The sequence below is a fragment of the Methylobacterium sp. 275MFSha3.1 genome, assembly GCF_900108435.1.
GTDB lineage: Bacteria > Pseudomonadota > Alphaproteobacteria > Rhizobiales > Beijerinckiaceae > Methylobacterium.
On record NZ_FNWP01000003.1, the window covers coordinates 246,020 to 270,696 of the forward strand.

Consider the following 24,677-nt stretch of genomic DNA (forward strand, 5'->3'; position numbering starts at 1 on the left):
TTCTCCCCGGCCCCGCTCAGGGTCCGGATGACACCCAGGAGCCTGCATGCGCATCGCCTTCATCGGTCAACAGGATTTCGGAAAAGCGGTCCTGGAGGCGTTCCTCAAACGAGGCGATGAGGTTGCGGCGGTGTTCTGCGCGCCTGAGAAGCCCGGCGCCAAGCCGGATGTCCTCAAGACGGCGGCCGTCGAGAAGGGGCTGACGGTCTTCCAGTTCCCCAGCCTGAAGAGCCCCGAGGCCGAGGACGCGATGCGCGGCCTGAACGCCGATATCGGCATCATGGCCTACGTGCTCCAGTTCGCGCCGCAGAGCTTCGTCAACATCCCGAAGCACGGCACCATCCAGTATCATCCGAGCCTGCTGCCGCGTTACCGGGGCCCCTCCTCGATCAACTGGCCGATCGCCCGGGGCGAGTTGCAGACCGGCCTGACGATCTTCCGGCCCACCGACGGCCTCGACGAGGGGCCGGTGATCCTGCAGAAATCCTGCCCGATCGGCGCCGACGCGACCCTGGGCGACGTCTACTTCGACAACCTGTTCCCGATGGGCGTCGAGGCCATGCTCGAGGCGGCCGACCTCGTCGTGGCCGGCCAGCATGTCGAGATCGATCAGGACGAGGACGCCGCGAGCTACGAGGGCTGGTTCCGCGGCGCCGAGGCGGAGATCCACTGGTCGGCCCACGCCGAGCAGATCTACAACCTGATCCGCGCGGCGAACCCGGCGCCCGGTGCCTGGACCACGCACGACGGCAAGAAGCTCCAGATCTTCGACTGCGGCCTGCATCGGATCCGCAAGCTCGCCGACGTCGTCGGCAAGCCCGGCGAGGTGATCGCCGTCGACGCCGAGGGCTTCAGCGTCTGCGCGCAGGGCGGGCGGCTCGAGATCCGCAAGGTCAAGGCGGAGGGCGGCAAGAAGGTCGCGGCCGCCGAGTACGCCCGGGAGGCCGGGCTGGCGGTCGGTCAGTTTCTCGGGCGCTAGGTCACCCGCGCGTCAGGTCGTCACCGGCGCGGTCGGCCGCGCCGCATTCAGACCGTAGCCGCGGAAGCGCTCGACCGTCGTGCCGATCTCGTCGTCGGACAGGATGATCGGCGTCCCGATCTGCCGCGCGACGGCGTATTGCTGGCAGAGCGTCTCCAGCTCGACGGCGAGCCACAGGGCCTTCTCCAGGCTCGCCCCGGCCGCGATCATGCCGTGATTGGCGAGGAGGCAGACGTTGCGGTCGACGAGCGCCGCGAGGGCGAGGTCCGAGAGTTCCGCGGTGCCGTAGGGCGCGTAGGGCGCGCAGCGTACCGTCGGGCCGCCGAAGGCCGCGATCATGTAGTGGACCGCCGGGATGGCCTCTCCGCAGATCGCGAAGGCGGTGCAGTAGACCGGATGCGCGTGGACCACCGCGTGGAATTCCGGACGGGACGCGAGGATGTCCCGGTGGAAGCGCCATTCCGATGACGGCTTCCGATCCGGCGCGTGGGTGCCGTCGAGACCCATCCGGACCACGTCGTCCGGTTCGATCCGATCCGTGGGCACGCCCGACGGGGTGATCAGGAGCCCGTCGCGGAAGCGCACCGAGACATTGCCCGACGTGCCGCGGTTCAGCCCCTGTGCGTCGAGTGCCCGCGCCGCCGCCACGACGCCCTCGCGCGCGATCCGCTCGTCCCTGTCCATGCCCGATCTCCGGAAGGCCCGGTTCCCGGTATGCAGGAAGCCCGGCGCCGTAAAGACGGCGCCGGGCTCATTCGCTTCGGTTCGGCGCCGCGGCGCCGAGCGATCGGGGCCTGCTACTGCGCCAGCACCGGCGCGAGGCCCGCCTCGGGCTTCTTGGTGTAGGCGGCGCGCATCGGCTTGAGGACGAACAGCGCCAGCAGGGCCGCGAGGATGTTGAGGGCCGCGGCCGCGAGGAATACCGTGTGCCAGCTTCCGGTCATGGTCGTGAGCACGCTGGTGTAGGGAACGATCAGCGCCGCGGTGCCCTTGGCCGTGTAGAGCAGCCCGGCATTGGTCGCCGCGTACTTCGAGCCGAACGTGTCGCCGCAGGTCGCCGGGAACAGCGAGTAGATCTCGCCCCACGCGAAGAACACGAGACCGGTCAGCAGCACGAAGGCGATCGGATTCTGGCCGAACTGGCTCAGCGCGTAGATGCCCAGGCCCTCGATCGCGAAGGACAGGAACATCGTGTTCTCGCGGCCGATATGGTCGGAGACCCAGCCGAAGAACGGACGCGTCACGCCGTTGAGAACCCGGTCGAGCGTGGCCGCGAAGGTCAGCGCCGGCAGCGTGATCCCCAGGAGCGAGACCGGGACGTCGGCGATCTTGAAGTCCTTGGCGATCGGGCCGAGCTGCGCGGTGGCCATCAGGCCGCCGGCGGCCATCATGACGAACATCGCGTACATGACCCAGAAGATCGGGGTGCGGACCATCTCGGAGGGCTTGTAGTCCCGCTTCGACTGGCTGACCCGGGCGACTTCCGGAACCTGGCCCTTGGCCGGCGCGCGCAGGAACAGGGCGATCAGCATGACGATCACGCCCTGCCCGATCCCGAAGTAGAAGAAGGCCGCCTCGTAGCCCTGGGACTTGATCATCGCCTGGATCGGCACGACCGTGAGTGCCGAACCCGCGCCGAAGCCCATGGCGGTGATGCCGGCGGCCAGGCCGCGGCGGTCGGGGAACCACTTCAGCGAGTTGCCCACGCAGGTACCGTAAACCGCGCCTGCACCGGTGCCGCCGATCGCGGCCGCGATGTAGAGCACGGTGAGCGAGTCCGCGTAGGAATTGATCACCCACGCGACGGCGCAGAGCAGGCCGCCGAACAGCGTGACGATGCGCGGGCCGTACTTGTCCACGAACCAGCCCTCGATCGGGACCAGCCACGTCTCGGTGACGACGAACAGCGTGAACGCCACCTGGATCGCCGCGCGATCCCAGCCGTGCCGCTCCTGCATCGGGCTCACGAAGAAGGTCCAGCCGTACTGCATGTTTGCAATCATGCACATGCAGACGACGCCGAAGGCGAGTTGCAGCCAGCGGCCGCGCCCAACCGGTTTGACGATCTCGGACATACCGTTCCCTCTTGGCAGTATTCTTGTCGGCGTTCGCGCTCGAGCCGGGCTTATGCCCTGCCACGGCGCAGCTTGTCAGAACAACGTGATCGGAATTCTTCGAAAAATTCTTGGCCCGCAGGCAAATAATCTCTGCAGTACAGCAGCATCCGTCGCCGAGTCGGCCTTGATGTCCGATGGTCGACGGTATGCCAGCAAGATGGTGCTGATTTAATCCCGGGGTGTCAATCAAACCTGCAAAAAAACACAGGTTTGCGACCGGGGATTAAATCGCCTTCCCGAACGTATCTCGCTAGGCGACGGGTGATGGCCGCGCCGCGGCCAATTTTTCAGGTGCCGAGCGCCGGCAATGGTCACAGGTCTGTGGGACCGCTCCGCGATCGACTAGGATCTCGCAAAGGTTTGGGTTAGGTCGTTTGAGAGCGCACGACAGAGAATGCGTGCGAGACATCATGCGTGTGAGCTGACTGGACGAGGGATGTCGAATTCCGAACCGCTGAGCGTGAAGCCCATCGTCGCCAGCTCCAGTCTCCGGACATTGGCCTACGAGGCGCTCAAGACGGCCATCACCAACATGGACATCTACGGGCGTCCGGACGAGGTGCGACTCGACGAGCGCAAGCTGTCGCAGGATCTCGGTGTCAGCCGCACCCCGGTGCGGGAGGCCCTGACGGTTCTGGAGCAGGAAGGCTTCGTCCGCTCCGAGGCCCGGCGCGGCGTCTTCGTGATCAAGAAGAACAAGCGCGAGATCGTCAGCATGATCCACGCCTGGACGGCGCTGGAGAGCATGGCGGCACGACTCGCCTGCGCGCGCGCCACCGACGGCCAGCTCCGCTCACTGCGCGAATCTTTCCCCGAGTTCTTCGAGGGCCAGCCGTCCGAACACATGGACGAGTATTCGGACGCGAACATCCGATTCCATCAGCGGATCATCGCGCTGGGTCACTGCGAGGCGATCGCCGATCTGACCAGCAATTTGCTCATGCACGTGCGCGGCATCCGCAGCACCGCGCTCCGGCAGGGCGATCGGGCGGAGCGCTCCATCCGGGAGCACGTCGCCATCATCTCGGCGCTCGAAGCCCGTGATGCCGATCTGGCCGAGAGACTCGTGCGCGAGCACGGTCTGGGCCTCGCGCAGCACGTCGACACCTACGGCGATTATCTGGATTGAGCGACCGTTCAGTCCTCGCCTGACGGATCGTCCGGCGCGGACGACACCTCGTGCCTCTGCGGCATGATGATGGGCCAAGGGCGCGAGCGGCGCTCGGGAAGACCTCTCCATCGCCGCGCCGGCTATCACGCGAGCTCAGCGCGCGCCTGAATATAAATCGCGCGCAAGCGTTGATGCGCTGCAGAACATTTTCGGCGAGGCCACGACCTTGCGAAGCCGGTCAGTTGTGCATTTCTATGCATGACTGGGCATCAGTCCGAACTTTGTGGGCTCGATCTGCGCGCCCTATGCATGTCCGACATAATCGGTATTCGTAATCTGGCATACCAAGTTGCGCAGCAGCATGGCACGCATTGCGTCGCAACATGAGGCGGTTCCAGACCGCGCCGGAGAATCCGATGATCGCCAGCTTCCTCGCCATCTTTGTCGCCTTCGCCGCCTGCCAGGCGCTGCTCACCGTCAAGTTCGCGGACTTCCTCTCCGCCGACCGTGCCCGAGACACTGTCGAGCCGACCGCCGACGTCGCGAACGCAAAGCTCGCCTGAAGTCAGTGCTGGATCCGCGATACCAGAGAGTGCGTAGGGGTAACGCTTTCCTCAAATTTTACGCGTAGGGTGAACCGATCGTTGACCGTGCGGGCGAGGAGCTACCGCGTTGGCCCTCGGCGCAGCCTCGGTTTTCTCGGACGGCCCCTTCGTCCTCCTCGTATCGGACCGCCCGTCCGAACGATCGGCCCTTGAGCGTGCCATCGCGCTCGTGATGAACTGCTGGGCGATCCCGCCCGGCGCGCCGCTACCGTCAGGCCGCCCGCACCTCGTCATCCTCGACCTGCCGCCGGCCCATACCGCCAGAGTGCAGTCGACCCTCCCCCACCACGGACCGCCGGTTCCGCGCCTCGTCCTCGTGCGCGGCGAACCCATGCCGGCTACCCGCTATCTGCGTCAGCTGCCGGCCGCCTCGCCCCGGCAACTCGTTCTGGCGAACGTCTTCGCCATGATCGAGGAGGCGACGCGGTCCGCAGAGCTGCGGCAGCGCCGGCTCCTGGAGCGCGTCTCGGGCGCGACCGCCGTCGTCGCCGAGATCTTCGACAGCGCCGCCCTCGGGGCCCGGCTGCAGCGCGCCGACGCGGATCGCGGGACCGAACTCGTTCTGGCGGCCATCTCCGAGGTCGAGATCTCCGAGTGGCTTGCCGAGGTCTGGCGCCACGAGATCGGCGTCTATCAGCACACCCTCGGCGTCGCGGGCCATGCCGCCACGTTCGGCTCGCAGATCGGGCTCGGTCAGACCGATCTCGCACTGCTGGTGCGGTCGGCGCTCCTGCACGACATCGGCAAGGCGCGCATCCCCGTGGAGATCCTCAACAAGCCGGGGCCGCTCAACGCCGAGGAATTGCGGCTGATGCAGCGCCATCCCGACATCGGCGCCGATCTGCTCCGGGCGCACGGCGATTTCGAGGACGCGGTGATCGACGTGGTCCGCCACCACCACGAGCGTCTGGACGGGAAAGGATATCCCGATCGGCTGTCCGGCCCCGCGATCTCCGACCTCGTGCGCATCGTGACAATCTGCGACGTGTTCTCCGCGCTGACCGAGCGGCGGACCTATCGGCAGCCCGCCTCGCCCGCCGAGGCGCTGTCGATCATGACGGACAGCGCCGGGCATCTGGATCCGGATCTCCTGCGGGCCTTCGCGCCCTCCATGCTCAAAGGCAGCGCCCTGGCGGCCTGAATCCGCAGCTTGAATTCGCGGCCTGATCCGCGGCCGGGCGTGGCTCTGGCGCCACGCCGGTCGGCGGGATCCTGCCGGCGCGCCGCGCGCCGCGCTTTCGCCGCAACCGCGCCGGAGGGAAGCGATCCCGTCTCACGCAACGCCGTTCGGACCGTGCCCAAACTCAGTCGCGCCATCGCCGCCGCCCTCCTGCTGGCCCTCGCCGGGTGCGGCGGTCTCTCCGTCCTGCCCGAGTCCTCTGGCGAGAACGCGACGCACACCGCCGTGCTCGACGAGGTCGCGGCCGCCGCGGCGATCTCGGCCTACCGGGTCCAGCACGGCCTGAGCCCGGTCGTGGTCGATCCGGCTCTCGTGAAGGCGGCGGCCTTCCAGGCCGGTAACAACGCCCGCCGCGGCCAGCTCAGCCACGATGTCGGCGGCAGCTTCACCTCGCGCATGGCGTCGGCCGGTCTCGCGAGATCCTGGGCAGCCGAGAATCTCAGCGCCGGCTCCGAGACCCTGGAACAGGTGCTCGCCCGCTGGAAGGCGAGCCCCGAGCACAACAAGAACATGCTGCTCCCGCAGATCCGCAGGATCGGGATCGCCCGGGTCGATGCACCCACGACGCGGTACAAGCGCTTCTGGGCGCTCGTGATGGCCGGGACCTGACGCCGGGGCGTCTCAGGGTTCGGACGGCGCGAGATCAACGATCCGGAGCTGGGCCCGCTCGGCGCCGCGCCAGCGGTCGCAGGACAGGGTCCCGGCCACGTGCATCTCCCGGCCGATCCCGTTCAGGAGGGCGAGGCCGAGCGGCCGTTCGGCCGCGCGGAAGCAGATCGCCCCGACCACCTGACCGTCGCGGCTGCGCAGTCGCGCCCTGACATGGTTCGAGCCGACCACGCCGGCATCGACGAGGCGATGCCGGCCCAGCGCGAAGAGCGGCTCGGGCGCGCCCTGGCCGAACGGGCCGGCCTGCTGCAGCAGCCGGACTGCCTCCGCGGTGGCGCCGCCGGCGCTGAGGCCGCCGTCGATCAGCAGGGCGTCGGCCGCGCGGGCCACCGCGACGCTCGCCCCGAGCAGTATCGCCAGGTGCGCCTCGAAGCGCGGGATGTCATCGGCCCGCACGGTGACGCCGGCCGCCATGGCGTGGCCGCCGCCCTTGCTGGCGAGCCGGGCCTCGACGCAGGCGCGGACCGCGAGCCCGAGATCCGCGCCCGGGATCGAGCGCCCAGAGCCCGTGGCGGTGCCGTCCGGGCGGATCGCGAACGCGAAGGCCGGGCGGTTGAAGCGCTCCTTCAACCGCGAGGCGATGAGGCCGACGATGCCGGGGTGCCACTCGGCGCTGGCGGTCACCAGCACGGTGCGGGCCGGATCCAGCGTCAGCGCCCGGTCCATCTCGGCCTCGGCCTCCTGGACGGCCTGCGCCTCGATCGCCTGGCGCTCGCGGTTCAGCCGATCGAGGTCGGCGGCGATCCGGGCCGCCTCGCTCGGGTCCGCCGTGGTCAGCAGGCGGGCGCCCAGTGCCGAATCGCCGATGCGGCCCCCGGCATTGATGCGCGGCCCGAGGACGAAGCCGAGGTGCCAGGCTTCCGGCGGCTCGCCGAGCGAGGCGGCGTCCAGCAGCGCCGCGAGCCCGGTGCGGCCGCGATGGCGCATCACCGTGAGGCCCTGGGTCACGAAGGCCCGGTTGAGGCCCGTGAGGGGCACGACGTCGGCAACGGTCGCCAGGGCGACGAGATCGAGGGCGTCGGTGAGCTGCGGTTCGGGACGATGGCCGCCGAAGAAGCCGTCCTGCCGCAGGGCGCGGTTCAGCGCGACCAGGGTCAGGAACACGATGCCGGCGGCGCAGAGATGGCCGAGGCCCGAGAGGTCGTCGAGGCGATTCGGGTTGACCACGGCGCGAGCCGGCGGGAGCACCTCGGAGGCCGCGTGGTGGTCGAGGACGATCACGTCCAGGCCGGATTTCTCGGCCTCCTCCAGGGGCGCGTGGCCGCTCGTCCCACAATCGACGCAGACGAGGAGCGTCGCGCCCTCGGCCGCGAGCGCGGTGATCGCCGCGATGTTGGGTCCGTAGCCCTCGGTGATCCGGTCGGGAATGTGGATCGGCGCGCGCAAACCCAGCTCGCGGAGGTATCCGGCGAGCAGGGCCGCGCTTGCGGCGCCGTCGACGTCGTAATCGCCGAAGACCGCCACGGTCTCCCCGCGCTTCACCGCCCGAACGAGTCGGCGGACGGCTGCCTCCATGTCGAGCAGCGTGTCCGGATCCGGCATCAGGTCCCGCAGGCGCGGCGCGAGGTGGCGGGGCGCCGCCTCCGGTACGATCCCGCGTCCCGCGAGCACCCGGGCCAGCAGTTCCGGCAGGCCGTGGGCCTGGACCATCTTGGCGATGTGATTCTGGACGGCCGCGCCGCCGCAGCGCTCCTGCCAGCGCCGGCCGGTCACGGAGGCGGCCACACCCAGGAAGGGCGGCAATTCGGCGAGGAGTGGAGCGGACGACACGGGCGCCACTCTACACCGGCCGGCGCGGGGAATCTTGCGCCCCGCCGCAACAGCGACGGCGAACCCGATCGCCACAACGAGAAAGGGCGGGCATCGCTGCCCGCCCCTCGACGCTGCCGGAGACCTGGGTCTCAGAGCGACTTCAGCACGCTGTCCACGACCTTCTTGGCGTCGCCGAACAGCATCATGGTGTTGTCGCGGAAGAACACCTCGTTCTCGACACCCGCGTAGCCGGAGCCCATGCCGCGCTTGATGAACAGCACGGTCTTGGCCTTCTCCACGTCGAGGATCGGCATGCCGTAGATCGGCGAGGCCTTGTCGGTCTTGGCGGCCGGGTTGGTGACGTCGTTGGCGCCGATCACGAAGGCGACGTCCGCCTGCGGGAACTCACCGTTGATGTCCTCCAGTTCGAAGACCTCGTCGTAGGGCACGTTGGCCTCGGCGAGCAGCACGTTCATGTGGCCCGGCATGCGGCCCGCCACCGGGTGGATGGCGTACTTCACGTCGACGCCCTCCTTCTTCAGCATGTCGGCCATCTCGCGCAGGGAGTGCTGCGCCTGGGCGACCGCCATGCCGTAGCCCGGGACGATGATGACCCGCTCGGCGTTCTTCATGATGTAGGCCGCGTCGTCGGCCGAACCCTGCTTCACGGGCCGGGTCTCGACCTGGCCGGTGCCGGCCGCGGCGGTGTCGCCACCGAAGCCGCCGAGGATCACCGAGATGAACGACCGGTTCATCGCGTGGCACATGATGTAGGACAGGATCGCGCCCGAGGACCCGACCAGCGAGCCGGTGATGATCAGCGCGAGGTTGCCCAGGGTGAAGCCGATCCCGGCCGCCGCCCAGCCCGAGTACGAGTTGAGCATCGACACGACCACCGGCATGTCGGCGCCGCCGATCGGGATGATGATCAGGCCGCCGAGCACCAGCGAGGCGATGACGATCAGCCAGAAGATCGCCTTCGACTCGGTGCCGATGAACAGGGCGATCAGCAGCACGAGGCCGGCGGCCAGCAGCGCGTTGATGAGGTGGCGCTGAGGCAGCATGATCGGCTTGCCGGACATGCGCCCGTCGAGCTTGGCGAAGGCGATCACCGAGCCGGTGAAGGTGATGGCGCCGATGGCCACGCCGAGACCCATCTCGAACAGCGACTGCTTGTGGAAGTGCCCGTTCTCGATGATGCCGAACGCCTGCGGTGCGTAGAGGGCGCCCGCGGCCACGAAGACGGCCGCGAGGCCGACCAGCGAGTGGAAGGCCGCCACGAGCTGCGGCATCGCGGTCATCGGCACGCGCTTGGCGATCACCGCGCCGGCGCCGCCGCCGAGCCCTAAGCCCAGCAGGACGAGGATCCAGGCGCCGGCACCCGCCGGCGGGTGGCCGACCAGCGTGGTCAGGATGGCGAGCCCCATGCCGACCATGCCGTACAGGTTGCCCTGCCGGGAGGTCGTGGGGTGCGAGAGCCCCCGCAGCGCCATGATGAACAGGACGCCGGCGACGATATAGAGAAGAGAGGAGACGTTCTCTGACACCGGCTCAGCCCTTCTTCTTGTACATGCCGAGCATGCGCTGCGTGACGAGGAAGCCGCCGAAGATGTTCACGCTGGCGAGTACGATGCCGATGAAGCCGAAGAACCGGGCGAGGCCCGTGCCCTTCTCGATCAGCGGAACGCCGACCGCCAGGATCGCGCCGACGATGATCACCGACGAGATCGCGTTGGTCACCGACATGAGCGGGGTGTGCAGGGCCGGGGTCACCGACCAGACCACGTAGTAGCCGACGAAGATCGCCAGCACGAAGATCGCGAGCCGGAACACGGTCGGATCGACCGCGCCGCCGGTGGCGGCGCTGAGCCCGTGGCCCATGCCGTCGGCGATGACCTGCGCCTGGTCGGCGGCGTTGCGCGCCACCGCGGCCGCGGCGCGCGCGGCGTCGGCTAGCACGCGGGCCTGATCGGCCGCCTGATCGGGAGGGACGATGACGTTTGCCATTCTGCTACTCCTCTCGGCCAGGCTTCACTGCGCGCCTTCCGGGGTGGCCGCACCGGACGCCTTGCTGGCCTCCGACTTGGCCAGCCCCACGGAGGCGGCTTCCGAGGCTGCGCCATCGGTCTTGGGCTGGAAGGATGCGTGGACGACCGAGCCGTCGCGGGTGAGGTTCGTGGCCTTCACCAGCTCGTCGTCCCAGTTGATGGCCAGCGCCTTCGATTCCTTGTCGATCAGGGTCTCGACGAAGGCGTAGAGGTTGCGCGCGTAGAGGCTCGACGAGGTGGCGGCGAGCCGCCCCGGCACGTTGACGTGGCCGACGATCTTCACGCCGCGATCGTTCGTGACGACCTCGCCGGCCTTGGCGCCGGCGACGTTGCCGCCGCGTTCCACCGCGAGATCGACGAGGACCGAACCCGGCTTCATCGACGCCACCATCTCCTCGGAGACGAGCTTCGGCGCCGGCCGGCCCGGGATCAGCGCGGTGGTGATGACGATGTCCTGCTTGGCGATGTGGCCCTTGACCAGCTCCGCCTGCTTCTTCTGGTACTCGGCCGACATCTCCTTGGCGTAACCGCCGGCCGTCTCGGCCTGCTTGAATTCGTCGTCCTCGACGGCGACGAATTTGGCGCCGAGCGATTCGACCTGCTCCTTGGTGGCGGGCCGGACGTCGGTGGCGGTGACGACCGCGCCGAGCCGGCGGGCTGTCGCGATGGCCTGGAGGCCGGCCACGCCGACGCCCATGACGAAGACGCGGGCGGCCGGCACGGTGCCGGCGGCGGTCATCATCATCGGCATGGCCCGCCCGTACTCGGCGGCGCCGTCGACGACCGCGCGGTAGCCGGCGAGATTGGCCTGCGAGGACAGGACGTCCATCACCTGCGCGCGGGTGATGCGGGGCATCAGCTCCATGGCGAAGCCGTCGATCCCGGCCTCGGCCATCGCCTTGAGGGCGTCCTCGTTGCCGTAGGGGTCCATGATCGCGATCACGGTGGCGCCGCGCTTCAGCTGCGGCAGCTCCTCGGCGCTCGGGCGCCTCACCTTGAGCACGAGGTCGGCATCCCCGGCAGCATCGGCGGCGCTCCCAGCGATGCTAGCGCCGGCGGCCTCGTACTCGGAGTCCAGGATTCCGGCCTTCTGACCGGCCCCGGACTGCACCACGACTTCGGCACCGAGAGTCTTGAACTTCTTGACGGTCTCAGGAACCGCGGCGACGCGCGGCTCCGCGGAGTCCGTCTCGGACAGCACAGCAATGCGCATGCGAGGGTTCCCCTGGAAAAGCTCGGCCTTTCGAATGCGCGAACCGGCGCAGCTTTTCGAGAGGCGGATCTACGATACCGCGATGGATGCGGCAGGAATGTAACTTGCGCCCAATTTAATTGCCAACAATGTGTCAGCGTCCCGCTCGGCGAACGCGAGCGGGTTCGTCATCCGCGGCGACGCTCGACGCCGCCGCCCACGGCCCTCTCAGGCGAAGAACAGGTAGAGGACCAGGAGAATGCCGACGACCAGCGGGGCCTTCCACCCCACGGCCGGCGCGAGGGCGCCCACCGCACCCGCGGCTCCGGAGGCGATCACGCCGACGATGGCCAGCAGCCACGCCTCGCGGATCCCGCCGATGGCGAGGGCCAGCACCCAGCAGATGACGACGCCAGTGGCGATTTCGACGAACCGGACAAATCCGCGATAGGTCTGCTCGTGCGTCGTCGCGTCCATCGCCGGGCTGTAGGTGTGCCCGGCCACCGTGTCACTCTCGGCCATCGTGCGCTCGTTTCCCTAAGACGCGACTTCTTGCGGTCGCGGTCGGATGTAGCTCAAGCGTTTACCTGCCGCAATCGGACGCACGCAAGTTGATCGCTCTCCCGGTGGATCTTCGCGTCGAATCAGGCCGGTTTCGGCAGACCGGCTTCGGTGAGTGCCCGGCCCTGGCGTTTCGTGAGTTCGTCGAGCGAGAAATGCTCGATCTCGGCCTCGAACAACCGGTGGTAGTTGAGCTCAGATCTGAGGTGGAGGAACACGGCGCCCAGCCCTACGGCCGCGCGATCCATGAAGACGAATTCCTGCGGGACAGTCACGGGCCCGCGCTCCTTCAGGGCCTGATGGACCTGGAAGGCCTGTCGGCGACCGTACTCCCCCGGCTTCACGCCGTCGGCGACGGTGCGGGTACGGTCTTCGAGCAGCGGCCCGTAGATGAAGCGGGCCCAGATGTTCAGGATCTCGATTTTCTCCTTGTCGAGATCCTTGAATCCCCAGACCTCGTAGGCGTGGACGATGCGGGCATCGTCGTTCTCCAACAGGCCGCGGTAGAGATCCACGACGCCGCCGACGAAGCGCGGATGGAAGATCCGGACGCAGCCGTAGTCCAGCAGGTTGATTCCCGCGGCCTCGCCGGCGTCCGAGAACACGGTGTAATTGCCCAGATGCGGGTCGCCGTGGATCACCGCTGCCCGGCTGAACGGGTGCCACCATGCCTTGAACATCGCCTGGGCGATCCGGTTGCGCACCTCGACCGGCTCGTCGGCGAAGCCCAGGATCTTGTCCCCGTCGAGCCAGCCGAGCGTGAGCAGACGCTTCGTCGAGAGCTCCGGAAAGACGCGCGGCACGCGCACCGCCGCGATGTCCTTCAGCACGGCCCCGTAGAGCGCCGCGTGCTTGGCCTCGCGCTCGTAGTCGAGCTCCTCGCGCACCCGGGCGCCGATCTCCTTCGCGATCTCGCGCGTGTCGAGCCACGTGTTCATCCGGCGGTGCAGCGCGAACGCGACCTCCAGCTGCTTCAGGTCGGCCTCCACGGCCGACTGCATGTCCGGGTACTGGAGCTTGCAGGCGAGACGTTCGCCGTCCTTGGTGGTCGCGCGATGGACTTGGCCCAGCGAGGCCGCCGCCGCGGGTTTGAGGTCGAAGCTGCCGAAGCGCTCCTGCCAGCCGGCGCCGAGCTCCGACTGCATCCGGCGCCGGACGAAGGCCGCGCCCATCGGCGGGGCGTCCGCCTGAAGCTTCTGCAGCTCGGTCGCGTATTCGGGCGGGAGCAGGTCCGGAACGGTGGCCAGCAGCTGGGCCACCTTCATGATCGGGCCCTTCAGGCCGCCCAGCGCCTGCGCCAGAGCGGCGGCGTTGGTGGTGCCCTCCTTTCCGAACAGCCGTGCCACGGCCATCCGGGCGGCGACGCCGCCGACGTTGGCGCCCACGCTGGCGTAGCGCCCGGCGCGGGCGGAAAAGCGGTTGGCTTCGCGGTCGGTCTCGGCCATCACTCGATCTGCTTGTCTGACGATGATGCGCAGATAAGCCGCCCCCGGCCGCGAACCAGGGGCGTGGGTCCCTGCGCCGCGGGGGTCGACGGGGTCCGCGGCGCTCGGCTCAGGCCTGTCCTTCCATGCTCTCGAGCTCGACGATCATGCTCTCGATCATGCCGAGCCCGATCTGCCAGAAGCCTGGGTCCTTGGCGTCGAGGCCGAAGGGCGCGAGCAGCTCGCCGTATGGCTTCGAGCCACCGGCCGCGAGCAAAGCGAAGTAGCGGTCCACGAAGCCGTCCTCCGCCCGGGCGTAGACGCCGTAGAGCGAGTTCACCAGGCAGTCGCCGAACGCGTAGGCGTAGACGTAGAACGGCGAGTGGATGAAGTGCGGGATGTAGGCCCAGAACGGCTCGTAGCCGGAATCCAGCGTGATCGCCGGACCGAGCGATTCTGCCTGGACGGACAGCCACAGCGCGTTGATCTGATCGGTGGTCAGCTCGCCCTTGGCGCGGGCGAGATGGACCTTCCGCTCGAACGAGTAGAAGGCGATCTGGCGCACCACCGTGTTGATCATGTCCTCGACCTTGGCGGCGAGCATGGCCCGGCGCTGGGTCGTGTCCGTGGTCGCGGCCAGGAGCCGACGGAAGGTCAGCATCTCGCCGAAGACGCTCGCCGTCTCGGCCAGCGTCAGGGGCGTCGGCGCCATGAGGGCGCCGTTCGGCCCGGCGAGCACCTGGTGGACGCCGTGGCCCAACTCGTGCGCCAGCGTCATCACGTCCCGCGGCTTGCCCTGGTAGTTGACCAGCACATAGGGGTGGACGGAGGGCACGGTCGGATGCGCGAAGGCGCCCGGCGCCTTGCCGGGACGGGTCGGCGCGTCGATCCAGCGCTCGTCGAAGAAGCGCCGCGCGATCCCCGCCATCTTCGGAGAGAAGGCGTCGTAGGCGGACAGCACCGTGTCGCGGGCCTCCGTCCACGGGATCGTGCGCTGCTCGACGCGGGGCAGCGGCGCGTTGCGGTCCCAGTAGGGCAGCGCCTCCTGCCCGAACCACTTCGCCTTGAGCGTGTAGTAGCGGTGGGACAGGCGGGGATAGGCCGCCCGCACGGCGTCGACGAGGGCTTCCACCACCTCGGGCTCGACCCGGTTCGACAGGTGGCGCGCGTCCGCGACGTCCTTGAACCCGCGCCAGCGGTCGCTGATCTCCTTGTCCTTCGCCAGCGTGTTGGTGATGAGCGTGAACACCCGCAGCTGACCGCGCAGGACCGCGCTGATCGCGCCGGCCGCCTCCTTGCGGACCGCGCCGTCCGGATCCTGAAGCTTGTTGAGCGTCGGCTCCAGCGGCATCTCCTCGCCCTGCACGGTGAAGCGCAGCGCGGCGATCGTTTCGTTGAACAGCCGGTCCCAGGCGGCGTTCGACGTGACCGACTTCTCGAGGAACAGCTTCTCGGTGCGATCGTCGAGCTGGTGCGGCTTCTCCCGCCGCAGGTCCTCGATCCACGGGGCGTAGTGGGCGAGCGGCCCTTCGGCCATCGCGGCGTTCATGGCCGTATCGTCGACGCGGTTCAGCTCCAGGGCGAAGAAGAGGAGATCCGCCGAGGCGCTGGTCAGCCGCTCGCGGGTGTCGCCGTAGAACTTGGCGCGCGCCTCGTCGGTGGTGTCGCCGGAATAGACGAGACCCGCGAAGGACATGAGCTTGCCCAGCAGGTCCTCGATGCCTTCGTAGGCGCGCACCGCCTCGGCCAGCCGCGCGGACGCGTCCGGGCCCGCGGCGAGCTCCGCGATCCGGCCGGCGTAGGTCTCGGAGAAGCGGCGGCACTCCTCCTCGGCGCGGGTCATGTCGCCGGAGAAGTTCGGATCATCGAGGCCGGAATAGAGATCCGTGAGGTCCCATTCCGGAAGATGGCCGAGGTCGGCAGCCTTCGCGGCGGCGCGCGCGGCACTCACGCCCTCCGGCAGGCGGACAGTCACCGGCGAGGCGGTGTGGCTCGGCATCATGGTGTGCGATCCTCTCCAAGGGCTCCGGCCCCGTACCCTGATATCGAGCGTGCCGCCACGCGTTCAACGCGGAGGGACCGTCGGACCGGCGCGCGATCGGTGACGACGCGGCGCAAACGTCGTTAAGCGGCACTTTACGACTGTCGGTCACCCTACGGCTCGAAACGAAACAGTCGCCGAATCGGAAGGCCGCGACCGGGTCGAGCCCGCGTCGCGTGTCCGGCCTTCGCGCGCCGTTCAGGGAGCCGCCATGTCCGCCACCGTGCTCATCGTGGATGACGATCCGGTCCAGCGGCGCCTGGCCGAGGCGGCCGTGCGCCGTTTCGGCTTCGAGGCGCGGATCGCCGAGACCGGTGCGGACGCGCTGACCCTGCTGCGATCCGAGGGTGCGGATGTCGTGCTCCTCGACCTCGTGATGCCGGGGCTCGACGGGCTCGGTGTCCTGGCCGAGATGCGCAAGAGCGGCCTCGCCACGCCGGTCATCGTCCAGACCTCCAACGGCTCCATCGACACGGTGGTCAGCGCCATGCGGGCCGGTGCCGTGGATTTCGTGGTCAAACCGGCGGGCGCGGAGCGGCTCCAGGTCTCAATCAAGAATGCCCTGCGGGTCGACACGCTCGAGGAGGAGGTGCGCCGCATGCGCCGCCGCGCCTCCGGGGCGCTCACCTTCAAGGATCTCACCTCGAAGAGCCCCGACATGGAGCGGGTGATTCGCCTCGCCGAGCGGGCGGCGAAGTCGAACATCCCCGTTCTGATCGAGGGCGAGTCCGGCGTCGGCAAGGAGGTCCTGGCCCGGGCGATCCAGGGGTCCGGCGACCGGCGCGGCAAGCCGTTCGTGACCGTCAATTGCGGGGCGATCCCGGAGAACCTGGTGGAATCCACCCTGTTCGGCCACGAGAAGGGGGCGTTCACCGGCGCCACCGAGAAGCACGCCGGCAAGTTCGTCGAGGCCTCGGGCGGGACCCTGTTCCTGGACGAGATCGGTGAGTTGCCCCTCGACGCGCAGGTGAAGCTGCTCCGGGCCCTCCAGGAGGGCGAGGTCGATCCCGTCGGCGGCAAGCGCTCGGTGCGGGTGGACATCCGGCTCGTCTCGGCGACGAACCGGTCGCTGCTCGACCTCGTGAAGCAGGGTAAGTTCCGCGAGGATCTCTACTACCGCCTGAACGTCTTCCCGATGACGCTGCCGCCCCTGCGGGCGCGCCGCGAGGACATCCCGGACCTCGTCCGCTCGTTCTGCGCGCGGTTCTCGGCCGAGGAAGGCAAGCGCGTTCGGGCGATCAGCCCGGAGGCCATGGCCCTGCTCACGCGCTATCCCTGGCCGGGTAACGTCCGGCAGCTGGAGAACGCCCTGTTCCGCGCCGTCGTGCTGGCGGACGGCGACGAGCTGACGGTCTCCGAATTCCCCCAGATCGCCGCGCAGGTCGAGGGCTTCGACGTGCGGATCCCGGCAGCGCCGGTCCAGCCGCAGATGCCGGCCTACGCCCCCGAACCGGTGCGGGAGATCGTCCGCGTCGAGGTCCGCGACCCGCACGCCATGTCGCTCGTCGCCGAGGAGACCGGCGAGATGAAGCCGATGGACGTCCTGGAGGCGGAGATTATCCGCTTCGCGCTCCAATTCTACCGGCAGCGGATGTCCGAGGTCTCGCGCCGCCTCGGCATCGGACGCTCCACCCTCTACCGCAAGCTCAAGGATCTGGGGCTGGAGGAGGACGATAAAACCGAGGACGCGGCCTGATCGAGCGCGGCGTGCGCTAGCGCACCGCGCGCATTCGTTTCGGCCACGGTCGCTGAAATTCTCGGCCCTGCTGCATCGCGCCGGCAGATGATTGAGCGGATCGTAAGCTGAGCAGCATTAGAAATGACACATTCATCTGCAGGACCGAGCCTCTATTCGCGATAACTGCGGTTGCTCAAAGCCACGCTTGCGCGGATAATCACAATCTGAGCGTGCGGTCCTGCCGCCGCGCCCCGGGAGATCACGATGCGCGTCCCGCGCTCCAGCCTCATCGCGCTGGCCGCCCTTCTCGGCGGCACGCTGGCACCGGCCGGCTCCCTCCGCGCCGCGACGGCCGCGCTGGACCAGCCGGCCACCGATGTCCCCGCGACCCCGCCCGCTGCCGCGCCGGGGCCGGCGGCGCCCGCGCCGGCGGACCCGTCGGCGCCCGCCGCGACCGCCCTTCCCGACTACAAGCCTGAGGCGCCGGCGGCCGAGCCGTCCCCGGCTCCCGCCGCGGCGGCCCCGGTCGCCCCGACGGACCCGCTCGGCGCCGCAATCTTCGCCCGGTTCGCGGATGCCGCGCCCCTGCTGCTCCGCCTCGCCGGCAAGGACCGCGACGCGATCCGGAGCTTCTACGAGGCCCGCAGCTTCAAGCCGCTCTGGATCTCCGGCGGGGCCTGGACCGACGCCGCGAAGGCGGTGTCGGCGCGGCTGGCGGCCGCCGCCGAGGACGGGCTCGACCCCCGCGCCTACACGGTCCCGGCGCTCGCCGACAAACCGGACGAGAAGGCGGTCGCCGACGCCGATCTGCGCCTGTCCGCGGCGGCGGTTCTCTATGCCCGGGACGCCCGCGGCGGCCGGATCAACCTGGCCTCGATCTCGCGGCTGATCACCCCGCACCTCGATCTGCCGGCCGGCAACGATGTCCTGGCGAAGCTCGACGAGGCCGGCGCGAAGGCCGGCGAGGCACTGCAGGCCTACAACCCGGCGACTCCGGGCTATCTCGCGCTGAAGGCGCGGCTCGCCACCCTGCGGGGACCCGCGCCGACCGCGGTGAAGCCGCTGCGCCTCCCGGCCGGGCCGGCCCTGCGCGTCGGCATGCGCGATGCCCGCGTCCCGCTGCTGCGGGCACATTTCAACCTCGAGAGCCGTCCGGCCGCGACCCTGGACAAGGGGCCCGGCGAGCCGGAGGAGTACGATTCCGTGGTCGCCGACGCGGTGGCCAAGTTCCAGCGCGGCCGCGGCCTACCTGGGAACGGCGTCCTGAACGTCCAGACGGTGCTCGCCCTCGCCGATGCCGGCCGCACGGCGCGCCCGACGGGCGGTGAGGCCGAACTCATCGTCAACATGGAGCGGTGGCGCTGGCTTCCGGGCGATCTGGGACCGGATTACATCCTCGTCAACGTGCCGGAATATCGCCTGCGCGCCTACCGGGGCGGTGTAATGCGCGACGAGGCGCGGGTCATCGTCGGCAAGCCGGAATCGCGCACGCCGCTGTTCTCCGGGATGATGGAGTACGCGGTCGTCAACCCGTCCTGGTACGTCCCGCCGTCGATCCTGAAGACGATGGCGCCGAAGCTCGCCGGCTACGGCGGCAAGACCTGGGGCGGCTACGAGGTCGTCCGTCGCGGCGGGCACATCTCGCTGCGTCAGCCCCCGGGGGAGCGCAACGCGCTCGGCTTCATCAAGTTCATGTTCCCGAACCAGCACGCGGTCTACCTGCACGACACGCCGAACCGCTCGCTGTTCTCCGCCGCGAAGCGCGATTTCAGCCACGGCTGCGTCCGCGTCGACGACCCGTTCCGCCTCGCCGACGCGGTGCTGCCGAACTGGTCCGCGGATCGGCTGAAGAAGCTGATCGGCAAGGGCGAGCGCACCATCCGGCTGCCGGAGAAGCTGCCAGTCCACCTCGCCTACTTCACCGCCTTCGTGGACGACGGCGGCGCCTACCGCACCCTTCCGGATCTCTACGGCTACGACGCGCCGATGCGCGCGGCCCTCGGGCTGCCCGCCGGCGGCGGGCCGGCGATCGCGCGGCTCCCGGACGAGCCGCCGCGGCGCAAGGCCGAGCGCGCCCCGAAGCTGCCCGCGCCCCGGACCGTCCATCGCCGCGCGCCCGAGCGGCCGGTCGCGGATGCCGACGCGTGGCCGGGCGGGCGCTACGAGGAGGCGGAGACGCCGCGCCGCGCCCAGCGTCGCGCCGCCCGTGCCGACAGCGCGCCGGAATACGGCGAGCCCGGCCTCTGGACGCCCGCGCCGCAGCAGGCGGCGCCGCGCGGGTGGTGGTAGCCCACCCGCGCCACCAGCAACTTTCAGGTGCGCGGCCGCACAGCCGGGCACGATTTCGCCACGGTCGAGCCTTAGCCGTTTCGGTCGCGAACCCGGTTCAACAGGCGTCGGGTCAGGCTGTCGGGAGAGGATCAGGACCGTCGTGCCCAGTCTCCCGCGCGCCCTTCGCCACGTCACCCTCGCCCTGTCCGGCCTCGCGCTCGGACTGATCGCCGGGACGGCCGAGACCGAGGACGCGGTCGCCAACGGCGACACCCGGTCCCTGTCGATCTACCACACCCACACGCAGGAGAGCGCGACCATCACGTTCAAGCGCGATGGTCGCTACGACCGCGCGGCCCTCGAGCAGCTGAACTGGCTCCTGCGCGACTGGCGGGTCAACGAGCCGACCAAGATGGACCCGCGGCTGTTCGATACGGTCTGGGAGGCTTATCGCCAGGTCGGCGCGACGCAGCCGATCCACGTCGTGTCGGCCTACCGCTCCCCGGGCACCAACGCGATGCTGCGCCGCCGCTCCAGGATGGTGGCCGAGTACAGCCAGCACATGCTCGGCAAGGCGATGGACTTCTTCCTGCCGGACGTGTCGATCGACCGGATCCGAGAGGTCGGCCTCCGGATGCAGCGGGGCGGCGTCGGCTGGTACCCCCATGCCGGAACGCCGTTCGTGCACCTCGACGTGGGTTCGGTGCGGATGTGGCCGCGCATGACCCACGACCAGCTCGCCCGCCTCTTCCCGGACGGCAAGACCGTCCTGCTCCCGAGCGACAACCGCCCCTTTCCCCGCTACGAGGAGGCCAAGGCCGAGATCCTGGCCCGCGGCGGTACCGTGGCGGGCCTCACGACGCAGATGGCCAGCGGCGAGGAGGAGGACGGGCCCGGCCTGTTCGGCTTCCTGGCCAGCCTGTTCGGCGGCGGGCGCTCGGCACCGGAGCCCGCGCCGGCGCCGGCTCCGGTGGAGACGGCGCGGAAATCGCGGCGCGCGCCCGTCGTCGCCGTGGCGAGCGCCGATCCGCAGGATCCGGCGGGCGCGCGCGCGGCCCTCGCCTACGCGGCGCCCGCGGCCGACGACGCCCTGCGCGGCTCGCTGGCCGAGCGGGCGCAGGCGAAAGGCGCCGAGACCAAGCCCTCCGACACCAGGCCCGCCGACGCCAAGGCGCTCCTGACCGCCAGTCAGCCGGTCGCCGTCGACGATACCGTGACCGCCGTCACGGCACCGCTCCCGCCGCGGCGCCCCGCCGATATGGCCGCCGTCGCGGCGAGCCTGAACATGCCCCTGCCGCCGCCCCGCCCTGTGCAGTTCGCGGCGCTGGAGCGCGGGATGGCCAACCTCGCGCCGGCGGCCGAGATCCGCGCCCTCGACAAGCCGGCGGCGGCGGTTCCGGCTCGCGCCCGCTCCCTCGTGGCTCCGGACGCGGATGCCAAGGCGCAACTGCGCGCCCTGTTCGACTCCGTATCGGCCGGCCCGGGCGCTGCCCCGGCGAGCCGCGCCACGCCCGTGCACGTGGCCGCCACGCGCCTGCGCGGTGCCGCGCCCGACGCGGTGGTCGGCGCCGCGCCCGATCGGGTCACCACGCGCTTCAGCCCCCGCAGCCCCGGCGACGACCTGCCGACCCGTTTCACCGGCTCGGCCGCACGGGCCGTGTCGGGGGCGCGGTGATTCGACCGTCGTCGTCAGGACGTCCGCATCGGAGCCGCGCAGTGGGCCGGGCCACCCGGGGCGGTCGACGCCGGATACGCGCTCAGCGCAGAGGCTTGGACAGGTTGACCGCCAGCGCGCCGACCAGCGTGGTCGCGTAGCTGTCTTCCTGCGTCGCCGAGATGCGCTCCGCCTCGCTGCCGCTGTTGGCCGCGACCGACATCATCAGCATCACGGCCGTGACGACACCGCCGAGACCGGCGACGAGAGCGAGATAGGCGCGGACGGCGACGCTCGGGACAGCCGCGACCGCTTCGGTCTCGGCGAGGCACAGCGGCGATGGGCTGTGGGACATGGTGGCGGCCGCTTCTGACGGGCGATGCTGAACCCGACGCGGGCCGATTAGGCGCACGTCGGACGTACCCGTTCAATCGAAGAACGCCTCAGAAAGAGGCGAGTTCGACCGAAAGGCGAATTTTTCCACTGATCCTCATACGGACGGTTGATAGCCGAAAGGGGGACGCGCTCGGCGTCCCCCGGACCGGTCTCAGCCTTCCTTGCCGGCGACCTTGCCGAGCGCCGCCTGGGCGGCCGCCAGTCGGGCAATCGGCACCCGGTAGGGCGAGCAGGACACGTAATCGAGCCCCACCTCCTGGCAGAAGCCGACCGAGGCGGGATCGCCCCCGTGCTCGCCGCAGATGCCGAGCTTGATGTCCGGCCGGGTCTTGCGGCCGCGCTCGACGCCGATGCGCACCAACTCGCCCACGCCTTCCTGATCGATCGTGATGAACGGGTCGGCCGGCAGGATGCCCTTCTGGGTGTAGGGGCCCAGGAAGGTGGCGGCGTCGTCGCGGGAGATGCCCAGCGCCGTCTGGGTGAGGTCGTTGGTGCCGAAGGAGAAGAACTCCGCGGTCTCGGCGATCTCATTGGCCTTGAGGGCCGCGCGCGGCAGCTCGATCATCGTGCCGACCTGATAGTCGAGGGTCGCGCCCTTCTCCTCGGCCACGGCCTTCGCCATGGCGTCGATCCGGGCCTTCACGATGTCGAACTCGGCGCGGGTGAAGACCAGCGGCACCATCACCTCGGGCGTCACCGCCTTGCCGGTATCGGCGGCCGCCTGGACCGCGGCCTCGAAGATCGCGCGGGCCTGCATCTCGGCGATCTCCGGGAAGGCGATCGCGAGGCGGCAGCCGCGGAAGCCGAGCATCGGGTTGTGCTCGGACAGCTCGCGCGTCCGGTGCCGGATTTTCTCCTCGGAGACGCCCGTCGCCTTCACGACCTCGGCGACCTCGGCGTCGGTGTGCGGCAGGAACTCGTGGAGCGGCGGGTCGAGCAGGCGGATCGTGACCGGCAGGCCGGACATGATCGTGAACAGCTCGAGGAAGTCCTGCCGCTGGTAGGGCAGGATCTTCGCCAGCGCCGTCCGTCGGCCCTCGGCGTCGTCGGCGAGGATCATCTCGCGGACCGCGATGATGCGGTCACCCTCGAAGAACATGTGCTCGGTGCGGCAGAGGCCGATGCCCTCGGCGCCGAAGTTGCGCGCGGTGCGGGCGTCGGTCGGCGTGTCGGCGTTGGCCCGGACCTTCATGCCGCGGATCGCGTCGGCCCACTCCATCAGCGTGGCGAAGTCGCCCGACAGCTCGGGCTCCAGCATCTTCACCTCGCCCTGGATCACCTGGCCGGTAGAGCCGTCGATGGTGATCCGGTCGCCGGCCTTCAGCGTCGTGCCGCCGACCGTCAGGGTCTGCGCCTTGTAGTCGATCCGGATCGAGCCGACGCCGGAGACGCAGGGCTTGCCCATGCCGCGGGCCACCACGGCCGCGTGGCTGGTCATGCCGCCGCGGGTGGTGAGGATGCCCTCGGCGGCGTGCATGCCGTGGATGTCCTCGGGCGAGGTCTCGATCCGCACCAGGATGCACTTGCGCTCGGCTTTGCGGTGCGCCTCCGCGTCCTCGGAATTGAACACGATCTCGCCGGTCGCCGCGCCGGGCGAGGCCGGCAGGCCGGAGGCGATCACCTTGCGGTCGGCCTTCGGGTCGATGGTCGGGTGCAGGAGTTGGTCGAGGGCGCCGGGCTCGACGCGGCCGATCGCCTCCTCGCGGGAGATCAGCCCCTCGCCCGCCAGATCAACGGCGATGCGCAGGGCGGCCTTGGCCGTGCGCTTGCCGTTGCGGGTCTGGAGCATCCAGAGCTTCCCCTTCTCGATAGTGAATTCCATGTCTTGCATGTCGCGGTAGTGCGACTCCAGGATCCCGTAGATCCGGGTCAGCTCCGCGAAGCTCTCGGGCATGGCCTTCTCCATGGAAGGCTTGTCGCTCTCCGCCTCTTCTCGCGCCTTCTCGGTGATGTTCTGCGGGGTGCGGATGCCCGCCACAACATCCTCGCCCTGCGCGTTGATCAGGAACTCGCCGTAGAGCGCCTTCTCACCGGTGGAGGGGTTGCGGGTGAAGGCGACGCCGGTGGCCGACGTGTCGCCCATGTTGCCGAACACCATGGCCTGCACGTTGACGGCCGTGCCCCAGCTCTCCGGGATGTTGTTCAGCTCCCGGTACTTCTTCGCGCGGGGGATCATCCACGAATTGAACACAGCGCCGATCGCACCCCAGAGCTGGTCGTCCGCGCCCTGCGGGAAGTCCGAGCCGTGCTCGTCGCGCACGATCTTCTTGTAGGTCTGGATGAGGGTCTTCCAGTCGCCGGCGCCGAGCTCGGTGTCGAGGTCGAAGCCCTTGCCCTCCTTGTACTGCTCCAGCGCCTCCTCGAAGGCGTGGTGCTCAACGCCGAGCACCACGTTCGAGTACATCGTGATGAACCGGCGGTACGAATCGTAGGCGAAGCGCTCGTCGTCGGCCTCCTTGGCGAGGGCCAGGACGGTCTCGTCGTTGAGGCCGAGATTGAGGACCGTGTCCATCATGCCGGGCATTGAGGCGCGCGCACCCGAGCGGACCGACACGAGCAGCGGGTTCGTCGCGTCGCCGAACTTGCGGCCGGTGAGCTTGCCCACCTGGGCGAGCGCTTCGGCCACCTGATCCTTGAGCTCCGGCGGATAGGATTTGCCGTGATCGTAGAAGTAGGTGCAGACCTCGGTGGTGATCGTGAAGCCCGGCGGGACCGGCAGGCCCAGGTTGGACATTTCGGCGAGGTTGGCGCCCTTGCCGCCGAGCAGGTCGCGCATCTGCGACTTGCCCTCCGCCTTGCCGTCGCCGAAGGCATAGACCCACTTCGCGCTGCCGGTCGCCATGTCGATCCCGTCCGTATCTGGTGCCCGGCGCCGGCCGAGCTGATGGGCGGGGTTGGACCATCCCGCAGCGCAACGCAAGATGAACGCGCGATGGCCCTGTGCGTGCGCGACTGACGGCTCGAGCGGTCTGTCAGGTCCGCGCCGCCGCGGCGCGGGC

The 24,677-nt window shown here is 69.6% G+C and carries 19 protein-coding genes; 8 read left to right on the top strand and 11 right to left on the bottom strand.

Annotated elements, in window-relative coordinates:
* Window positions 1-46: 46 nt before the first annotated feature.
* Complete coding sequence (locus tag BLW78_RS04130) at window positions 47-979, top strand: methionyl-tRNA formyltransferase (RefSeq protein ID WP_091676894.1); 933 nt, start codon at window positions 47-49, stop codon at window positions 977-979.
* A 12-nt stretch (window positions 980-991) separates the two neighbouring features.
* Here BLW78_RS04130 and BLW78_RS04135 read toward each other — a convergent pair whose 3' ends face one another.
* Window positions 992-1,663, bottom strand: coding sequence for a class II aldolase/adducin family protein (locus tag BLW78_RS04135; protein WP_091676897.1), 672 nt, complete (start codon window positions 1,661-1,663; stop codon window positions 992-994).
* 113 nt (window positions 1,664-1,776) lie between these two features.
* Entirely contained in the window at window positions 1,777-3,054 is a 1,278-nt protein-coding gene (gene oxlT, locus BLW78_RS04140; protein ID WP_020092013.1) for an oxalate/formate MFS antiporter, read from the bottom strand.
* A 478-nt stretch (window positions 3,055-3,532) separates the two neighbouring features.
* On the opposite strand from oxlT, the gene BLW78_RS04145 reads away from it, so the two are divergent.
* The 4 genes from BLW78_RS04145 (at window position 3,533) to BLW78_RS04155 (ending at window position 6,601) form a co-directional block, all read left to right on the top strand.
* Window positions 3,533-4,225, top strand: coding sequence for a GntR family transcriptional regulator (locus BLW78_RS04145; protein ID WP_020092012.1), 693 nt, complete (start codon window positions 3,533-3,535; stop codon window positions 4,223-4,225).
* 398 nt (window positions 4,226-4,623) lie between these two features.
* Complete coding sequence (locus BLW78_RS31280; RefSeq protein ID WP_170855083.1) at window positions 4,624-4,770, top strand: hypothetical protein; 147 nt, start codon at window positions 4,624-4,626, stop codon at window positions 4,768-4,770.
* Between the two features lie 109 nt (window positions 4,771-4,879).
* Window positions 4,880-5,953 (top strand): HD-GYP domain-containing protein, encoded by a 1,074-nt coding sequence (locus BLW78_RS04150; RefSeq protein ID WP_091676900.1) that lies wholly within the window; start codon window positions 4,880-4,882, stop codon window positions 5,951-5,953.
* A 153-nt stretch (window positions 5,954-6,106) separates the two neighbouring features.
* Window positions 6,107-6,601 carry a CAP domain-containing protein gene (locus tag BLW78_RS04155; RefSeq protein ID WP_091676903.1) on the top strand — a complete coding sequence of 165 codons (495 nt, stop codon included), beginning with the start codon at window positions 6,107-6,109 and terminating at the stop codon, window positions 6,599-6,601.
* 12 nt (window positions 6,602-6,613) lie between these two features.
* Here BLW78_RS04155 and recJ read toward each other — a convergent pair whose 3' ends face one another.
* From recJ to BLW78_RS04190, 7 genes are all read right to left on the bottom strand, one after another.
* A complete protein-coding gene (gene recJ, locus BLW78_RS04160; RefSeq protein ID WP_091677205.1) occupies window positions 6,614-8,431 on the bottom strand; it encodes a single-stranded-DNA-specific exonuclease RecJ in 1,818 nt (605 codons plus the stop codon).
* Between the two features lie 131 nt (window positions 8,432-8,562).
* On the bottom strand, window positions 8,563-9,960 hold the full coding sequence (locus BLW78_RS04165) for an NAD(P)(+) transhydrogenase (Re/Si-specific) subunit beta (RefSeq protein WP_020092007.1): 1,398 nt from the start codon (window positions 9,958-9,960) through the stop codon (window positions 8,563-8,565).
* A 4-nt stretch (window positions 9,961-9,964) separates the two neighbouring features.
* Window positions 9,965-10,420 carry a proton-translocating transhydrogenase family protein gene (locus BLW78_RS04170; RefSeq protein ID WP_020092006.1) on the bottom strand — a complete coding sequence of 152 codons (456 nt, stop codon included), beginning with the start codon at window positions 10,418-10,420 and terminating at the stop codon, window positions 9,965-9,967.
* Window positions 10,421-10,444: 24 nt separating this feature from the next.
* On the bottom strand, window positions 10,445-11,674 hold the full coding sequence (locus BLW78_RS04175; protein WP_091676906.1) for a Re/Si-specific NAD(P)(+) transhydrogenase subunit alpha: 1,230 nt from the start codon (window positions 11,672-11,674) through the stop codon (window positions 10,445-10,447).
* Window positions 11,675-11,881: 207 nt separating this feature from the next.
* Window positions 11,882-12,175, bottom strand: coding sequence for an aa3-type cytochrome c oxidase subunit IV (locus BLW78_RS04180; RefSeq protein WP_020092004.1), 294 nt, complete (start codon window positions 12,173-12,175; stop codon window positions 11,882-11,884).
* 122 nt (window positions 12,176-12,297) lie between these two features.
* Window positions 12,298-13,659, bottom strand: coding sequence for an ABC1 kinase family protein (locus BLW78_RS04185; protein WP_020092003.1), 1,362 nt, complete (start codon window positions 13,657-13,659; stop codon window positions 12,298-12,300).
* Window positions 13,660-13,768: 109 nt separating this feature from the next.
* Window positions 13,769-15,640 carry a M3 family oligoendopeptidase gene (locus BLW78_RS04190; protein ID WP_091676909.1) on the bottom strand — a complete coding sequence of 624 codons (1,872 nt, stop codon included), beginning with the start codon at window positions 15,638-15,640 and terminating at the stop codon, window positions 13,769-13,771.
* 250 nt (window positions 15,641-15,890) lie between these two features.
* Here BLW78_RS04190 and BLW78_RS04195 point away from each other — a divergent pair, with 250 nt between their 5' ends.
* The 3 genes from BLW78_RS04195 (at window position 15,891) to BLW78_RS04205 (ending at window position 21,303) form a co-directional block, all read left to right on the top strand.
* Entirely contained in the window at window positions 15,891-17,375 is a 1,485-nt protein-coding gene (locus BLW78_RS04195; RefSeq protein ID WP_020092001.1) for a sigma-54-dependent transcriptional regulator, read from the top strand.
* A gap of 246 nt (window positions 17,376-17,621) precedes the next feature.
* Window positions 17,622-19,646 (top strand): L,D-transpeptidase family protein, encoded by a 2,025-nt coding sequence (locus BLW78_RS04200; protein ID WP_091676912.1) that lies wholly within the window; start codon window positions 17,622-17,624, stop codon window positions 19,644-19,646.
* Between the two features lie 142 nt (window positions 19,647-19,788).
* Window positions 19,789-21,303: a peptidoglycan L,D-endopeptidase MepK gene (locus BLW78_RS04205; RefSeq protein WP_091676914.1), complete on the top strand. Its 1,515-nt coding sequence runs from the start codon at window positions 19,789-19,791 to the stop codon at window positions 21,301-21,303.
* Window positions 21,304-21,385: 82 nt separating this feature from the next.
* On the opposite strand, the gene BLW78_RS04210 is transcribed toward BLW78_RS04205, so the two are convergent.
* Together BLW78_RS04210 and ppdK are read right to left on the bottom strand one after the other, a co-directional pair.
* Window positions 21,386-21,637 carry a hypothetical protein gene (locus BLW78_RS04210; protein ID WP_020091998.1) on the bottom strand — a complete coding sequence of 84 codons (252 nt, stop codon included), beginning with the start codon at window positions 21,635-21,637 and terminating at the stop codon, window positions 21,386-21,388.
* 192 nt (window positions 21,638-21,829) lie between these two features.
* Window positions 21,830-24,520, bottom strand: coding sequence for a pyruvate, phosphate dikinase (gene ppdK, locus BLW78_RS04215; RefSeq protein ID WP_091676917.1), 2,691 nt, complete (start codon window positions 24,518-24,520; stop codon window positions 21,830-21,832).
* Window positions 24,521-24,677: the final 157 nt, after the last annotated feature.

Coding starts and splice junctions, on each gene's coding strand:
- BLW78_RS04175 (WP_091676906.1), bottom strand. CDS start 11,674: ATGCGCATTGCTGTGCTGTCCGAGACGGACTCCGCGGAGCCGCGCGTC.
- BLW78_RS04135 (WP_091676897.1), bottom strand. CDS start 1,663: ATGGACAGGGACGAGCGGATCGCGCGCGAGGGCGTCGTGGCGGCGGCG.
- BLW78_RS04170 (WP_020092006.1), bottom strand. CDS start 10,420: ATGGCAAACGTCATCGTCCCTCCCGATCAGGCGGCCGATCAGGCCCGC.
- BLW78_RS04195 (WP_020092001.1), top strand. CDS start 15,891: ATGTCCGCCACCGTGCTCATCGTGGATGACGATCCGGTCCAGCGGCGC.
- BLW78_RS04210 (WP_020091998.1), bottom strand. CDS start 21,637: ATGTCCCACAGCCCATCGCCGCTGTGCCTCGCCGAGACCGAAGCGGTC.
- BLW78_RS04190 (WP_091676909.1), bottom strand. CDS start 15,640: ATGATGCCGAGCCACACCGCCTCGCCGGTGACTGTCCGCCTGCCGGAG.
- BLW78_RS04180 (WP_020092004.1), bottom strand. CDS start 12,175: ATGGCCGAGAGTGACACGGTGGCCGGGCACACCTACAGCCCGGCGATG.
- BLW78_RS31280 (WP_170855083.1), top strand. CDS start 4,624: ATGATCGCCAGCTTCCTCGCCATCTTTGTCGCCTTCGCCGCCTGCCAG.
- oxlT (WP_020092013.1), bottom strand. CDS start 3,054: ATGTCCGAGATCGTCAAACCGGTTGGGCGCGGCCGCTGGCTGCAACTC.
- ppdK (WP_091676917.1), bottom strand. CDS start 24,520: ATGGCGACCGGCAGCGCGAAGTGGGTCTATGCCTTCGGCGACGGCAAG.
- BLW78_RS04130 (WP_091676894.1), top strand. CDS start 47: ATGCGCATCGCCTTCATCGGTCAACAGGATTTCGGAAAAGCGGTCCTG.
- BLW78_RS04185 (WP_020092003.1), bottom strand. CDS start 13,659: ATGGCCGAGACCGACCGCGAAGCCAACCGCTTTTCCGCCCGCGCCGGG.
- BLW78_RS04200 (WP_091676912.1), top strand. CDS start 17,622: ATGCGCGTCCCGCGCTCCAGCCTCATCGCGCTGGCCGCCCTTCTCGGC.
- BLW78_RS04145 (WP_020092012.1), top strand. CDS start 3,533: ATGTCGAATTCCGAACCGCTGAGCGTGAAGCCCATCGTCGCCAGCTCC.